Source organism: Paenibacillus sp. JZ16, from assembly GCF_015326965.1.
Taxonomy (GTDB): domain Bacteria; phylum Bacillota; class Bacilli; order Paenibacillales; family Paenibacillaceae; genus Paenibacillus_AQ.
Genome location: NZ_CP017659.1, coordinates 5,885,806 through 5,901,988, shown reverse-complemented (window position 1 = coordinate 5,901,988; position 16,183 = coordinate 5,885,806). Strand labels below are relative to the sequence as shown.

Genomic DNA, 16,183 nt, shown 5'->3' with positions numbered 1-16,183 from the left:
TAAGTACGAAGAAGAATAGTACTGGGTTTAAATCGAATACTGTGCTACATTACTAACATCAAATGAACAAAGACCGATAACACACTTCCTATGGGAGATGAGAACATGAGAACAACCGATCATGAACGGCCTAACACCGACGGCATCCTGACAACGCTGCAATTAATCGGCGGTAAGTGGAAACCGCTGATTCTGTTTATACTGCTTCAGGACGGAACCAAACGGTTCGGGGAGCTCCGGCGTCTGCTTCCGGGCGTGACCCAAGGCATGCTCACGAATCAGCTGCGCGAACTGGAACAGGATGGACTTGTCGTACGCAAGGTATATCAGGAGATTCCGCCCAAGGTGGAGTATTCCATCTCGCAGCATGGAAAAAGCTTGGACAGCGTTCTGACCGACATGTGCACCTGGGGATTTCAACATTTGGATTATGTCGAGAAGGTCAACGGCCAGCCTAAAGAGAGTCACGGAAAAAACGCAGGCGGACTGTAAACAGCAGGAAGCAAAACCCTTAATGCTCTTGCCGGGCACGGCTCGCCTGTGCAAGCACAGGCATCTACTCCCTGCTGTGCAAACCGGATCCAAGTCTGCTATATTTCTCAATTTGAGTTGGCTTCTTTCCCCCTTCGCATTCTTCCAGCCGATCCTTCTGGGATCGGCTTCAATTGTTGCACCTCATATGTATGAAATTTTTGTTCTGGGTGAATTGATGACCGGGGATAAACACGGCTATATGCTCCAAGAGATCCTTAAAAATGCAGTTCCGAAAAAGGTTCGACTCGACTGCCTGGAGCAATATTTAATTTATCTTGAGACAAACCTGCAGCATGTAACGGATTTTGAAGCAAAGATCACGTTCTACAAGCCCGAGCCCGAGAAACAACGGCTTCAATGCTGAGGGTGCTGGATCATCGGAAGCAGATGGCAATGACGAATATCGAGTGGGTCAAGAAAGAAATAACGGCCGTTAAGTCCGAAGAAGACTAGCGTTCAAGCGTTTTTCACATTGGATATAAGGAGGGATACGAAGATGGAACGTTTATGGACGAAACCGTTTATTCAGATGACGGTCGGGATGCTGTTTCTATTTACGGGCTTCTATCTGCTACTGCCCACGCTTCCGCTGTATATTAAGCATTTAGGCGGTTCCGAGACTCAAGTGGGCTTGGCGGCCGGCGCGTTCACGCTGACGGCGGTTGTGTTTCGCCCAATGGTTGGGGGATTGGTGGATCGGTACGGCAGGAGAGCTTTTTACATTTGGGGTCTTATCTTCTTTGTTCTTTCGATGTATCTCTACGATTGGGTCAGCAGCATTCTGCTTCTGCTTGCACTGCGGATCCTGCACGGCGCGAGCTGGGCTTTTTCGACAACCTCTATCGGTACGGTCATTACGGATTTAATCCCGGCCTCCCGCCGCGGGGAAGGCATGGGCTGGTATGGAATGGCGATGACGGTGGCGATGGCCATCGGCCCCATGCTGGGGACCTATATTGTCGGTGGATATTCCTTTCAGACCTTGTTTCTTGTCGCTACCGGGCTCTCTCTGGTTGCCTTCATACTGGCCTACATGACCAGAGCACCTTATCAAGCCAAACCTTCGGCAGGCAGGATTCAGCTAGTCGAGAAATCCGTTCTCCCTGTCACGGTCGCCATCTTTTTTCTGGCTGTCGCTTATGGGGGAATTACAACCTTCCTCCCGCTGTTTGCCGAGTCCATTCGGGTCAATCCGGGAACCTTTTTCCTGGTGTACGCCGTCGCTCTTACGTTGATTCGGCCCTTTGCCGGAAAGCTGTCGGACCGTTTCGGCGAAGCGGCTGTCATCATTCCGTCCCTTGTCGTAACGACTGGCGCTCTCATCGTCTTAAGCCTGTCGAGCGGATTGCCCGGACTGATTATCGCCGCTATTCTGTACGGCATCGGCTTCGGCTCGGCCCAGCCCGCTCTTCAAGCAGCCACCCTGCGCATTGCTCCCGAAGATCGGAGAGGCGCAGCCAACGCCTCCTTCATGACCGCATTCGATCTCGGCATCGGGCTTGGCGCGATCCTGCTGGGCCTGGTTTCCGAGCGTATCGGCTATGCATACTTGTTTACGGTTACGGCAGTATCGGTTGTCGTATCCCTGGTCATATTCACGATCTTTGTAAGAAGACTGCTTACGTCTGGCGTTGCGGAAAAAGAGTGAAGGCTATCCGATTTCCGGCAAACACACGCCACGGACCGGAACCGCCGCATAAGAGCGTTCTGTCTGCTCGAAAGCCGTTCCGCGGAGATGACCGAGTTTCCGAGTTTCCGAGTTTCCAAGCCTCCAAGCCCGCCAGCCTCCGAGGTTCCAAACTTTCGTGGTTCCGGACTTCCGAGCCTCCAGACTTCGTAACCTTCGCGCCCGCTTCCGAATAGGCTAACGTATCTGATGTTAGATTGGAGCGATGGTACGCATGGCGCAATATGTACCGCCGGTGAGCATTCATACCCTCACGCATACGGCACCCGGTCTCGTGATTCATTATCCGCAGGTATACGGCCTCATGAATCCAGGAGCAGAAGAAGCCATCAACCGGGCGATTATTGATCAAATCCAGGATATGCAGTGCGAACAGCAACAGATTCAGACCGGCACCAACCCGCAAACGACGGGCACTTTTGAGATCAAAACGAATGAACGAGGCATCCTTAGCCTCGTGCTGACCAACTACACCTACTCCGAACCTATGGCACATGGACATACGGTAACGAAAGGCCTGACCTTTTCCACGGCCACCGGTAAATCCTACGCCTTATCCGACCTGTTCCGTCCGGGCTCCAGTTATCAAGCCGTTTTGGCCGCCGAAGTGAATCGTCAGATCAAGGAACGCGGCATTCCCGTGCTGGAGAGCAGTCCGGTCACCGTTTCGCCGAATCAGGATTTCTATTTGGCAGATAAGTCACTGGTCATCTTCTATCCGCTATATGCCATCACGCCGTACTATGTCGGCTTTCCGATGTTCCCGATATCGGTATATGACCTCTTGGGCATGGCGCCCGAGACCGGATTGTTATCGGATCTTGCCGGAGACGTGGCGTAGGGAGCTGCATCGTGTTCAGGTGATAAGCATAAAAAACAAACCCGATTCCCTGGTGCCATACCAGCGTTTCGGGTTTGTTTATTATCATCGCATGAGCCAGCTACGACGGTTACACCATGATTTTGCAAATATCGTTCGTGAATTCCACCGGATCGGCAATCGGCAAGCCTTCGATCAGCAGCGCCTGATTGTACAGGAGATTCGTGTAGAGCTTCAGCTTATCTTGATCCGCTTGCTGTGCCTTCAGGGATTTGAACACCTCATGGTTCGTGTTAATCTCCAGCACCTTGTCGGCTTGGATATCCTGTCCGTTCGGCATCGCCTTCAAGATCTTCTCCATCTCAATCGAGACATCGCCCTCCGTGGACAGGCATACCGGATGGGATTTCAGTCGTTTGGAGGCTTTAACGGATTTCACCTTGCCGGCCAAGAGGCTGCCCATAGCTTCAAAGAGCTCCTTATTGTCGTTCTCTTCAGCTTCATTCTCCTGTTTGTCCGTCTCGGAATCGAGGCCAAGATCGCCGCTGGATACCGACTTGAATTCCTTCTCCTTGTATTTCATGAGCATCTTGATCGCAAACTCATCGACATCGTCGGTGAAGTACAGAATTTCATAACCTTTGTCGAGCACCATTTCCGTCTGCGGAAGCTTCTCGATCCGGTCGATGGAATCACCGGAAGCATAATAGATATACTTCTGATCCTCCGGCATCCTCGATACGTACTCGTCCAGGGAGACCAGCTTCTTCTCCTTGGAGGAAGTGAACAGCAGCAGATCTTGAAGATCTTCCTTGTTCATGCCGTAATCGTTGTAGACGCCGAATTTCAGTCCTCTGCCGAAGGATGCGAAGAACTTCTCGTAATTCTCCCGCTCGTCCTTCATCATGCCTTGAAGCGCGCTTTTCACTTTGCTCTTGATGTTCTTGGCAATCAGCGTCAGCTGACGGTCATGCTGGAGCATCTCGCGTGAGATGTTCAGCGACAGATCCTCGGAATCGACCATCCCTTTCACGAAGCTGAAATAGTCCGGCAGCAGATCGCCGCATTTGTCCATGATCAGGACGCCGTTGGAATAGAGCTCAAGCCCTTTCTCGTATTCCTTGGTGTAATAATCGAAAGGCGTATTCTCGGGAATGAACAGAATCGCGTTATATACAACGGCACCGTCCGCTTTTACATGAATGTGTTTGAGCGGTTTATCGAAACCGTACCGTTTCTCGTTGTAGAAATTCACGTAATCTTCGTCCGTCAGCTCGCCTTTGTTCTTGCGCCAGATCGGCACCATGCTGTTGATGGTCTGCTCTTCCTGGACTTCCTCGAACTCATTCTCGGCATCAGCCTTCGGACGCTGCGTTTTCACGTCCATCTTGATCGGATAACGGATGAAGTCCGAGTACTTCTTGATGATCGCTCTTAAGCGGTATTCTTCCAAATACTCGTCATACTGATCATCTTCCGTGTTCTCTTTGATCTTCAGAACGATCTCGGTTCCGATGGAATCCTTGTCGGCCGGCGTAATGGTATATCCATCCGTGCCTTCAGATTCCCACTTGAACGCTTCGTCGCTGCCGAGGGCACGGCTCGTCACGGTAACGACATCGGCAACCATGAAGGCGGAATAGAAACCTACGCCGAATTGACCGATGATATTGTGGCCGTCCTTCGCTTCGTTCTCACTCTTGAATGCAAGGGAACCGCTCTTGGCGATGACGCCGAGGTTGTTCTCGAGGTCTTCCTTTGTCATTCCGATCCCCGTATCGGTAATGGTCAGCGTACGGTTTGCTTTATCTGCGGTAATCTTAACGTAATAGTCTTCTTTATTAAAGGTCAAGTTGTCGTCGGTCAGCGCTTTATAGTAAATCTTGTCGATCGCGTCGCTGGCATTTGAAATCAGCTCACGCAGAAAAATTTCGCGCTGCGTATAGATGGAGTTAATCATCATCTCGAGCAGCCGTTTGGACTCAGCTTTAAACTGTTTTTTCGCCATGAAAAAATCTCCCTTCCAATCTGAACGAGGTTTCTTTTTAGCACTCTTTACAGCAGAGTGCTAACACTTCTTCTATTTAAACATGTACCAATTTTTGATGTCAATATGTTTAAAGACTTTCCCTGGAACAAATACGGATTCAGCCTGCAGTGGTGAAGCAGACAGCGTAAGATGAATTTGAAAGAGACTGCTGCAATCGGCAAAAAGGCCGCCTAAAAGGGGATTCCCCTCTTAGACGGCCTTTCACATTCATGGCTCGATACCGCTGTTTATTCTCTTGGATAAGACAGGGCGAATCCACCATACGTAATACAGGCCGCATAGGAGCAGCACGCCGGCCGTGGCCAGAAAGGGAAGCCGATAATCCTGCCGGGCCAGGATCAGTCCGGCCACAAAGGTTGCCCCGGACGAGCCTAAACTCCGGAATACCGACCTCATGCCGGCGTACAGATTCCGTTCCTTTTCATTAAAGGCCGACATCAGCAGACTGTCCAGCAGATTGGACAGCATGGTCACGCCGCCGCCCCGCAGTAGAAACAGCCCGACAAACAGCCATACGGGGAGAATCATGTATAGAGCGGCAAACAGCACAATATTAACGATAAATACCGAGATAATGGCCGTGTTATAACCGAACCGCTCCATGACGTACGGCGTCATCAACGAGCATATAAACAGAAGGATCGCGCCGATGGCCAGAATCAGGGATACCTGGTCGTCCATCCAATCCAGGCGGAACTTCACGATGACGTTCAGGAAGGAGCCGGTCATGGCGATACAGCCGCCGAGCAGCGCCGTAAACACGGCGAACAGCCACAAGGTCCCGGAGGATAGAGGTCCCATTAGCCTGGAGATGCCTCTCGAAGGTGAAGCTGCCGCCGCTGCCGCCTCCGAAGCCTTGTTCTCGGCAGGCAGCCAGAACGCCCGGATGACGCCGTGAAGCACAAGCACCAGCCCGGTCAGCAGAAGCGACACTTCATAACCTCTGCTTCCTTCGAACCCCTTCGAGATATATCCTGCCGCCAGCGTTCCGAGACCCGTGAAAGCCGTAAAGACGGCAAACATCAAGGAAAATGCACGGGCTTCCTCCTTACGGGAACGGCAATAATGGAAGAGAAGCTGGATCTCCGTCGTCTCCACCAGCGTCAAGCCGGCAGACACCAGTATTTGAGCGGCATAGAACCACAGCAATTCATCGCTGACGGCAAACAGCACATTGCCCGCGGCAATAAAGAATACGCCGGCAACCAGCAGTTTCTTTCTTCCGGTCCGGTTAGCGAGCAGGGATACCGGAATGGCGAGAACGCCCATGATCAGTATGCCCATCGATACCAACGCGCCGATCTCGTCCTCCCTTAGCCCCCGGAAGAGCAGATGCAGATTCAGGACGAGTGTATAGAGACCGATTCCGATGCCGTAGAAGGCCTCGCTTATCAGGAAGCGGCGCACCCCCGTAGACAGCTGCAGCAGGTCTTTGATGTAAAAGGACATGTTATTCCCCTTCTCCAGAAAATCCGAAAACGATCTGAAATGAAATCAGTCGGTTACTTGTATAATTCCGCTTCCGAGCGCATCCGCCGGCTCAGCCGTACCGGGTCGGTATCCTCGGCAGCGTGAGCCTTCAGCAGCATGCGGAACGAGAACGGCTCCGGCTCGATTGAGTGCTCGGGAGCCTGTGCCGGACCGCAGCTGTTGCTGCCAAGCCCGTTCTGCCGGTAATCCAGGTTCAGCGTAATGAAACTGCGCGGAACAAGATCGCTGGCATGCGCCGCGGCCTCGACATCCTGATCGGTGTACCGGCTCGCACTGAAGTTCAAGGCGGGCTCGCCAACGGCGAGAAGCCCCATTCCCGCGCCATCCGCGAGCGAGATCCAGCGGACATCCGATCGGTTCCCGTTCTCCTGCGGATAAATATAAGGCGTGAACAAGCCGTCCACGGTGCTGCGGTATTCCCCGAACCGTCCCGCTTCCAGGCTGTCCGGGTAGCTTTCCCCAGGTCCCCTGCCGTACCACCGGACATGTTCCATGTCGCCCGCGACTTGCATTTGCAATCCGATTTTCGGCAGCATGGCAGGCGGCGTGCCGATTGGCTCACCCTTCACGTCCATGATTATCAGACCGCTGGAGGTGACCGTATAGGTCGTTTCGCAGCGGAAGCCCCAATCATATACCGGCGGAGCAATGCGGGAAACCCGCCGTACCACAACGCATTCCCGGTCTAATCGTTTCCATTCGAAATGATCGATCCGTTCAGAGAGCCGGTCCAGATGGGCCTTGCGCCAATCCGGGAGCACGTACATATCGTTATCGATCGGCGGACGCCAGAAGTTCAGCGCGGGACCGCCAAGCATGATTCTTTTGCCATGCAGGGATAAGCCTTGGAAGCCTGAACGGAGAGCGCTGAGTGACAACTGAAAGCTTCCATTCCCCACTTGTAGGCTATGCTTCTCCTCGCTAATCTGCAAGGGGCCCCGCCGCAGGGCAGCCGTTGACTCGAATTCTGGCTTGGACGATTCCCGCAGCAGAAGCTGGGACCACGCCACCTCATGTCCCCGTTCCGCCCAGCGGCAGTCCTCAGCCAGCGAGAGGGATACCTCAAGCCACAGCTCGGCATAAGGACTCACGCCTATTGTCGCCTGCTCCAAAACCTTCGAGAGGCTAAGCTCTGCACTTGTGCCTGCTTCGATGCGGGGAAGCTCCAGCACTCCGCTGTGGGCAAGCTGCCCGTCGGACAGTACCCGGTAATGGGCCTGCAAATGATCCAGCGAAATGAAATCATAACGGTTCATGATATGAAGCACACCGTATCTTCCCATCGTCATACGGACCGGTTCAATGACCTTTTTGTATTCCAGAAGTCCGGGTGAAGGCGTCCGGTCCGGACGAACCAAACCGTCAATGACAAAATTGCTGTTGTTCGGCACATCGCCGTAATCGCCGCCGTATGCATAATCCTTCCGGCCGTCCGGAGTCCTTCTGCTCAGCCCGTGATCGATCCATTCCCATACGAAACCGCCCGCCAGGCGGGGATGCGCTTCAAAGGTATCGAAGTAGGGGCGCAGTCCGCCGGGCCCGTTGCCCATCGCATGCGCGAATTCGCACAGAATATGCGGCTTGGGATGATCGGTCATTTTGCCGAAGCCTTCCATCTTCTCGACGGAGGAATACATCGTGCTCACCACGTCGCACACCTCGGCTTCACGGTCCTCCTCGTAATGGATCAGCCTCGTGGGATCATTCTCCCGGCACCAGTCCGCCATTGCGCGGAAATTGCAGCCGAAGCCGGATTCGTTGCCGAGGGACCAGAACAGCACGGACGGATGGTTTTTGTCCCGCTCCACCATCCGGCGGACGCGGTCCACGTACGCTTCCTTCCACTCGGGATCGTCGCTCAGGCGGGAAATGTTGCCGAGCGGCTCGAAGCCGTGGGTCTCCAGATCCGTCTCTTCCACCACGTACAGCCCATACACGTCGCACAGCTCGTAGAACCGCGGATCATTCGGATAATGCGCCGTCCGTACGGCATTGATGTTGTGCTGCTTCATCAAGCGGATGTCCTCCAGCATCGTGGACAAGGTGACGGTTCGGCCCGTATCCGGATGATGGTCATGACGGTTGACCCCTTTCAGCAGGATCGCCCTGCCGTTAACGAGGAGCTGTCCGTCCTTTACTTCGATGGTGCGGAAGCCCACGCGCTGCGCCAACGTCTCCAGCGTCTCCCCCTGAGCATCCCGCAGGGTGATCACCAGATGGTACAGTGCCGGTGACTCGGCACTCCATAAATCCGGACCGGCTACCTCTATGGCAAAGTCCTCCACGGCGGAGTGCCCGACGTCTTTCCCGATTGATCCCACTTCCGCTCCGTCTCCATTCAACAGCCGCAACTGGGCGGAGCCGTGCTCTCTTCCTCCCAGTTCCAAACGCACGTTCAGCTTGGCGTTCAGATACTCCTCATCCAGCTCGGTCGTTACGCGGAAGTCGTTGATGCGAAGTCCCGACGGCTCGGCAACCAGATACACATCCCGGAAAATGCCGCTCATCCACCACATGTCCTGGTCTTCCAGATAGCTTCCATCGGACCACTGGTATACCCGGACGGACATCCTGTTTACCCCAGGCTTTAAATAAGGCGTCAGATCGAATTCCGAGGTCAGCCGACTGCCTTGGCTGTAACCGATAAACGACCCGTTCAGCCACACATGAAACGCGCTGTCCACCCCGTCGAATTTGACGCAAATCTTTCTGCCGTCCCAATGTTCCGGAAGCTCGAACTCGCGTACGTAACTTCCGGTCGGATTCGCATTTGGCACATGCGGCGGATCCACAGGGAACGGATAGTACAGGTCCGTGTAATGCGGATGCCCGTAGCCCTGCAGCTGCCAGTGTCCCGGAACCGGAAGGTCATCCCAGGCCGATACATCGTAATCCTCTTGATAAAATGCTTCAGGAGCGCTTTCCGGCTCCTCGGCATAGTGGAATTTCCACACCCCGTTCAGCGATTGGTACCAGGCCGAGCTGCCTCTGTCATAACTGAGCGCTCCGTCCTCATCCGCAAACGGAATGAAATAGGCCCGGCTCTTCGCCCGGTTCCGTTCCAGCACGCTCAGGTCATCCCAATCGCGGCCGATATGACGGTCTTTCATCATGTCTCTCCATCCTTTCCCAAGCGGTCTAAGCTTCTAGTTGTCGTTCAAAAAATCATCTGTCCATGGCTTTTTGAACACGCACAACTATGTTCGGATATTGCATCATGCTGCATCGATCGTGGATGCCTATTATCAACCGGCACCGTTTATCCCTTGATCCCCGTCGTGGCAATGCCGCCAACGATATAACGCTGCGCGAAGAAAAAGACGGCCAGCGGCGGAATCGAGATCAGGCAGGTGATTGCCATGATGGATTGCATGTCGACGCCGTGCATGCCCTTGAATTGGGATAACCCCAGCGTCAGCGTATATTTTGTCTGATCATTCAGGAAGATGAGCGGACCCAGATAATCGTTCCAGCAGCTCATCATATGGAACACGGCCACCAGAATGAGTGAGGGTCCCATTAGCGGCACGATGATCCGCAGCAGAACGGTCATTTTGCCCGCCCCGTCAATCGTTGCCGCTTCATCCAGCTCCTTCGGCAAGGTCATGATGAACTGGCGCAGCAGAAAAATAAAGTAGGCGGAACCGAACCAGGACGGAACAATCAGCGGTTTGAGCGTATTGATCCAGCCCAGGTAGTTGAATTCCATATACTGCGGAATCATGGTCACTTCCCACGGAATCATCATGGTGGCAAGCACGATCAGAAACAGCGCATCCCGCCCCTTGAACTGAAACCGGGCGAACCCGTACGCCACCAGCGTGCACGATATGAGCTGCCCGAGCGTCGACAGCAGTGTCACGATCAGCGTATTTTTCAAAAACAGGTTAAACGGCTGAATGCTCCAGGCTTCCGCAAAATTGCTGAATCTCCACACGGAAGGAAACCATTTTTGAGGAAACAGATACAGCTCCTGCTGCGACTTCAGCGCTGTTGTGATAGCCCAGAAGAGCGGAGCAATGAACAACAGCGAGCACAAGATGAGCAGCGTGTAAGTAATTACTTTTTTCATGCGGAACGCCCCTCTCTGCCGGCAGGCACGCCTGCTTTGGCATGCTTCGGCTTCGCCTTCTCCTTCTTCATCTCGCCCTCATAGAACACCCAGGCCTCCGAGGACTTAAACACAAGGAACGTCAGCGTTAGCACGATCAGGAACATGAACCAGGCGTTGGCTGCGGAATAACCCATCTTAAAGTACTTGAACGCATTCTCGTACATGTACATCGCATAGAAAAACGTCGACTTCAGCGGGCCCCCGCCCGTAAGCAGAAGCGCCAGCGTCAGCTGCTGGAAGGCCGCAATGATGGACGTAATCAGGTTGAACAACAGGGTCGGCGTGATCATCGGGATGGTCACATTGAAGAACTGCCTGATCTTGCCCGCCCCATCCATCGAGGCCGACTCATACAGGTCCTTCGGAATTCCCTTGAGACCCGCCAGAAAAATAAGCATCATCGAGCCCTGACCCCACAGGCTTGCAATGACCATGGCGACCAGGGACCACTTCGTATCGTTCAGCCAATCCGGCCCTTCGATGCCGACCAGCGATAAGAAATAGTTCAGGATCCCGTAATCTCCGCTGTATACCCAGGACCAGATCATGGCGAGGGCTACGCCGGAAATGACCGACGGCAGGTAGAAGGCGGTGCGGAAGAACGCGCTCCCTTTTACCTTCTGATTGAGCAGCATGGCGAGTCCCAGAGCCACGATGATGTTCAGCGGCACGAACAAAGCCGCGAATTTTAACGTAACCAGCAGCGATTTCCAGAACAGCGGATCGTTCGAGAACATCTCCACATAGTTGTCGATGCCGACAAAGGTCACCTGGCCAACGATCGGCCAATCAAAAAACGAAATGACGAGGGAAAACAGCAGCGGACCAAGCGTAAAAACCAGGAATCCGAATATCCATGGAAAAATGAAGAGGTAGGGCACGGCCCCACCCCATCGTTTTGGTCCAAGTCGCTTCGGGGCCGCTGTCTGCTGTTGTGAGTAAGGCGCATGAGTGTGGGCCATTTTCGCGAACCTTCTTTCTTCGTTTATTTCAAATAGCGTTCGCTATCCTTCACCGCCTGGTTCAGAACCTCCTGGGCATCGCTGCCGAACATGACGGATTCCACGGCTGCCGACAGCTGGCGGTTGACTTCGTTCCATTTCGGATTCAGCAGGAAGGCCGGCGTATTGTCCGAACGCTCCAGCATCGTGTAATACGGCTTGTAGAGCGGATCCTGGTCCTTCTTCAGTTCGTTGACCACGCTGACCCGGACCGGCAGATCGGCCACGCGCATTTTGATCGCTTCATCCGATACGTAGAACTTAATGAACTCCCACGCCAGATCCTTGTTCTTGGAATCCTTCGCTATGGATAGCGCGGATTCGGCCAACACGCCCTTCACAGGTTTGCCCTCGAAGGCCGGCATCTCCACCGTACCCACATCGATTCCGGCTTCCCTGAAGGATTCCAGCGGCCAGATACCGCTCTCCCACATGGCAATTTTGCCGGCCTTGAAAATATCCTCACCGCTCTGCTGCCCTTTGCCTCCGGTCAGGACGGCTGAGCCGTTCTTCAGCATATCGCCCAGCATCTGAATGGCTTCCGCCGTTTCCTTGCTGTTCATGTACCCTTCAATCGTTGTCCCGTCCTCCGAAATAAAGGAACCGCCGTTGCTCCATACGAACCCTTGAAGGTCATACGTATCATTCTCGGCCCGAACGCCGAAGCCGTACTGCTTCTTGGATTTATCCGTCAGCTTCTGAGCGAGTTCCTGGAATTCCGTCCATGTCCATCCATCGCTCGGGTAGGGAATGCCCGCATCGTCAAACATCTTCTTGTTGTAGTACACCACCCGGGTCGTAAAGCCCGCCGGGATTCCATACAGCTGATTATCAATCTTGCCGTAGTTAAACAATCCTTGGTAAAAATCATCGATATTCAAGTCCTCATCCTTGGACGCGTAGGAATCCAACGGCTCCAGGGACTGGTGATACGTCGGAAAATCCCACATGTACATCACATCCGGCGGATTGGCTGCGCCAAATCCGGCGGCCAGCTTCTGATCGAATCCGTCGGCGTAGGCCTCCACCTGTACCTTGGTTCCGGGATGCGACTCCTCGAACTTCTTGGCGATCTCTTGTTCAATCTTCAGCGCATCTCCCGTATCCCAGGTCGCGAAGCGAAGCGTCGTTGCCGCGCCCGATGAATCGCCGTCCGGCTGCTTCGATGCTCCAGTCCCGCCGCTGCCGCCGCATGCGGCCAGCAAGGATGCCATTAACGTCATCACCGAAACCAACGCGATCCATGACATTTTCTTTTTCATATTGTCAGCTCCCCTAAAGTATTGAGTTGATATGAATTGAACCGCTTTCATCATAACTCGGATGAAAGCGGTTCAAAACGTGCGCTGATTCGCAGATGATCGTATTTTTGTTCGAACTTGCATAGACGGGTGTTCATTTGTTTACAATGATTCCCCTTTTTGTTCGGCACGGTATTGGCTTGGCGTTTGACCCGTGCAGCGCTTGAACCATTTGCTGAAATATTTGCTGTCGCCAAGCCCGGTCTTCTCGGCGATCTCCTGCATCGTTAAGGAGGTTTCGCGCAGCAGACCATAGGCGAGACGGAGCTTGCGCTTATATTGGAATGTGATGAAGCTGTCGCCAACCGTTTTCTTGAACAGGATCGAAAAATGGCTGCGGCTCAGCCCTACCTGCTGGGCCAGCTCCGCTGCCGACCACTCGTCCGCGGGATGTTCGTGCAGCAGATGAACCGCCTGCAAGATCGGCTCCGGCCAATGCTCGCCGCTCAGACCGTACACCCGTTCCAGCTCGGCTTCCTTGTGCAAGGATTGAAAGGCTGCCTGCACATCCATTAAACCGTGAAGACATTCCCGCGAATTCCAGGTGAGCTTCCCGCACCGGCTCTTGATCTCCACCAGCAGGCTGTCTGCCACTCCCTTAAACTCCTCCGGTACGGCCCAATAACAGCTGTCCGCGCCGTAAGGAATCAGCTTGCTGCTGCGTAAACCCGGCTCATCGGTGCCCTGCTCCTGCAGCAGGTGCTCCCAATTGCTGCTGCAGCCCGCCGTTTTGATCAGATACAGCGAGATGGGCTTGCCCTCTCCAAGCCCGACGCGGCTGCAAAGCTTTCGGAGTTCTCCAGGGAAACGGTCACTGTGCCCGTTAAGCCAAGCAAACAGTTGAGCAGAAACCTGCTCTTCCAACTCGTATCCGTAGGCCGGCGTATCGGACAGCTCACGCTGGAATTTTCCCAGCATCGCTTCGAGCTCTTCGTCCTCGAAGGCGGTTTTCAGCAGATATCCCGAAGCGCCGAGCCGCATCCCCTCTTGGGCATATTCGAAATCCCGGTGACAGCTGAGCAGAATGATCCGGGTTTCCGGTGCAACCTCCTTCACCTTGCGCGACAGCTCGATCCCATCCATCTCTGGCATGACGATATCCGTAATGACCACCTGCGGGCGAAACTCCAGAAACGCCTCCCAGGCCACCTGACCATTGGGGCTGTCCGCCACAACCTCCATCCCGAACCGGTCCCACGGGACCGTGGAGCGGAGTCCCTTCCGCACAATGCTCTCATCGTCGGCAATCATCACCTTAATGTTCCCTGCTTTCATCATCGCAAGACTCCTCCTTTTTCGGCCATCGTATAGTAATCGTTGTTCCTTCTCCCTTAACCGAATGCACCTTGAGTCCGTATAGAGGGCCAAAATGCAGCTTGAATTTCTGATCGGCGTTCCGCACGCCAAGCCCGCCGCGTCCCTTCCGCTTCATCTCCGGCGAGAATAACCGGGCGAGTTTCTCCTCCCTGATGCCGGCTCCGTTATCGCGAAGCGTAAGCACCAGCTCGTCATGATCCTCCTCGACCTTGACATGGATCTCTCCCTGACCATCGGTGAAAGCATGGAAAAAAATATTCTCGAACAGCGGCTGAAGCGTCATCCGCGGAATCAAATAAGGCAGCAGCGCCTCATCGCAATCCAGCGCATAACGGAACACCTCGCCGTACCGGATCTCCTGGATTTTCAGAAAGTGACCGATCATGCGCAGCTCCCTGTTCAGCGTGACGAGCTCCTGCGAAATATCCAAATTCCCCTCCAGCACCATCGTCAGATGATACAGCATCTGACGGATGTCTTCCGCGCCTTCCAGCCTGGCTTTCCACTGGATGGAGTTGAGTGTGTTAAACAGCAGATGAGGATTGATCTGATAATGGAAAGCGCGCAGCTCGGCCTCTTTTTTCAGCCGCTCGCTCTGCTCCACCTCGCCAATCAGGGTCTGCACGCCCGTTACCATCCGGTTAAAACTCATATCGAGGCTGCCCAGCTCATCCCTGCCCTCGATTGGCGTCCGGGTATCCAGCTTGCCGAAGCTTACCTTCTGCATCGAGTCCTTCAAGGTCCGGATTCGGGAGGTGAACCGGGAGGAGAACAGATAGGCGATGCCAAAAGCGAGCAAGCAGGAGACGATGGCAACAACCATCGTGTTCGCCCGGATAATGCCCGAGGATTGATAGAACGCCTTGGCGGGAATTCTGGCTTCCATGCTCCATTGGTTGACGTCAAGCGTCCGCGACCAGGTCACATCGTTGTCACGGGGCGTATACGGAGCATCCGTCTCATACACAATTGTGCCGTCCGGCGATGTAATAAGCAGGTGGGCATGCGTGTCGGCCTCGAACTTGGCATAACTGCGCAGCAGCTCCTCGGCGTTCTCCTCGATCAGAATGATGCTGCCGTCCTGAGCCTTGTCGGGGTGATGGATCGGCACCGCCAATCCAAGGACGGGCACATTGTCGCTATCGCTGCTCTTGATGGAATGATCCTGTTTATAAAAACCGAGCCAATAAGTCCCGGCATATGCCTTCGGCCTCGTGTTCCACAGCGGGATATTGCCGAGTTTATTCACATCCAGATTGTTCTCCCCATAGTAATAGCCGGAGGACGTTATGATGTAAATTCCTGCTGTCAGCTGCGTCCGAAGCGACTTCAACAACGATTCGAAGTCGTTCTTCTCCATAATGTCGCCGTATGTGGATGGCGTCCCGGCTCCGATTCCCGAATGGCTCGGGTCCAGTAAATAGGAATAAATCGTTTCCGCCGTCTGCTTCATCCGCCCCAAGGCCGAACTGGTCTGCTGCTCCAGCTGCGCCACAGCATTATCGCCGTATTTGCCGAATTGGGAGTTAATCACTTTAGCGGATTGAACATAAGAAAGTCCGCCAAGCGAGAACAACGGAATCAGGGTGACGACTAAAAAACAGGTAAGCAGCTTGGTTCTTATGCTGTGATAGGTGCCGGTGAACAGCCGGCCCACTCGATCTTTGATCCCCTGAAGATTCATGGTTACTCTCCCTATTGTCGTATCGTATCGTGAAACTTACATCCACTCGTTCGAATGAGGCAGGACTGCGAACCCGCCCGTGATACCGCTTTCATTATAAACCCGAACAAAGAGCTTGTAATTAGGCGGCAAATGGAAAATGAGAGAAACCGGAAAAAGCACCTCCCCCTCAAGGCCAAAAGCC

General features: G+C 54.0%; 12 protein-coding genes. 4 read left to right on the top strand and 8 right to left on the bottom strand.

Annotated features, from left to right (window positions below; translation table 11 throughout):
• The first annotated feature begins 105 nt into the window (after positions 1–105).
• The 4 genes from BJP58_RS26385 (at position 106) to BJP58_RS26370 (ending at position 3,062) form a co-directional block, all read left to right on the top strand.
• Positions 106–492, top strand: coding sequence for a winged helix-turn-helix transcriptional regulator (locus BJP58_RS26385; protein WP_194541249.1), 387 nt, complete (start codon positions 106–108; stop codon positions 490–492).
• Between the two features lie 241 nt (positions 493–733).
• Complete coding sequence (locus BJP58_RS33770; protein WP_233354774.1) at positions 734–898, top strand: hypothetical protein; 165 nt, start codon at positions 734–736, stop codon at positions 896–898.
• Positions 899–1,030: 132 nt separating this feature from the next.
• Positions 1,031–2,182 carry an MFS transporter gene (locus BJP58_RS26375; protein ID WP_194541248.1) on the top strand — a complete coding sequence of 384 codons (1,152 nt, stop codon included), beginning with the start codon at positions 1,031–1,033 and terminating at the stop codon, positions 2,180–2,182.
• 253 nt (positions 2,183–2,435) lie between these two features.
• Positions 2,436–3,062: a DUF3298 and DUF4163 domain-containing protein gene (locus BJP58_RS26370; RefSeq protein ID WP_194541247.1), complete on the top strand. Its 627-nt coding sequence runs from the start codon at positions 2,436–2,438 to the stop codon at positions 3,060–3,062.
• Between the two features lie 109 nt (positions 3,063–3,171).
• Here BJP58_RS26370 and htpG read toward each other — a convergent pair whose 3' ends face one another.
• The 8 genes from htpG to BJP58_RS26330 form a co-directional block, all read right to left on the bottom strand.
• Positions 3,172–5,049, bottom strand: coding sequence for a molecular chaperone HtpG (htpG, locus tag BJP58_RS26365; RefSeq protein WP_194541246.1), 1,878 nt, complete (start codon positions 5,047–5,049; stop codon positions 3,172–3,174).
• Between the two features lie 249 nt (positions 5,050–5,298).
• Positions 5,299–6,540, bottom strand: a complete 1,242-nt coding sequence (locus BJP58_RS26360; protein ID WP_194541245.1) for an MFS transporter — start codon at positions 6,538–6,540, stop codon at positions 5,299–5,301.
• Positions 6,541–6,593: 53 nt separating this feature from the next.
• Positions 6,594–9,692 carry a glycoside hydrolase family 2 TIM barrel-domain containing protein gene (locus BJP58_RS26355; RefSeq protein ID WP_194545071.1) on the bottom strand — a complete coding sequence of 1,033 codons (3,099 nt, stop codon included), beginning with the start codon at positions 9,690–9,692 and terminating at the stop codon, positions 6,594–6,596.
• Between the two features lie 149 nt (positions 9,693–9,841).
• Complete coding sequence (locus tag BJP58_RS26350; protein WP_194541244.1) at positions 9,842–10,654, bottom strand: carbohydrate ABC transporter permease; 813 nt, start codon at positions 10,652–10,654, stop codon at positions 9,842–9,844.
• Positions 10,651–11,658, bottom strand: coding sequence for a carbohydrate ABC transporter permease (locus BJP58_RS26345; protein WP_194541243.1), 1,008 nt, complete (start codon positions 11,656–11,658; stop codon positions 10,651–10,653). The genes BJP58_RS26350 and BJP58_RS26345 overlap by 4 nt, the downstream gene beginning before the upstream one ends.
• 23 nt (positions 11,659–11,681) lie before the next feature.
• A complete protein-coding gene (locus BJP58_RS26340) occupies positions 11,682–12,959 on the bottom strand; it encodes an ABC transporter substrate-binding protein (RefSeq protein ID WP_194541242.1) in 1,278 nt (425 codons plus the stop codon).
• 141 nt (positions 12,960–13,100) lie between these two features.
• Positions 13,101–14,276, bottom strand: a complete 1,176-nt coding sequence (locus tag BJP58_RS26335) for a response regulator (RefSeq protein WP_194541241.1) — start codon at positions 14,274–14,276, stop codon at positions 13,101–13,103.
• Complete coding sequence (locus tag BJP58_RS26330) at positions 14,254–15,999, bottom strand: cache domain-containing sensor histidine kinase (RefSeq protein WP_194541240.1); 1,746 nt, start codon at positions 15,997–15,999, stop codon at positions 14,254–14,256. Before BJP58_RS26330 ends, BJP58_RS26335 begins: the two co-directional genes overlap by 23 nt.
• Between the last annotated feature and the right edge of the window lie 184 nt (positions 16,000–16,183).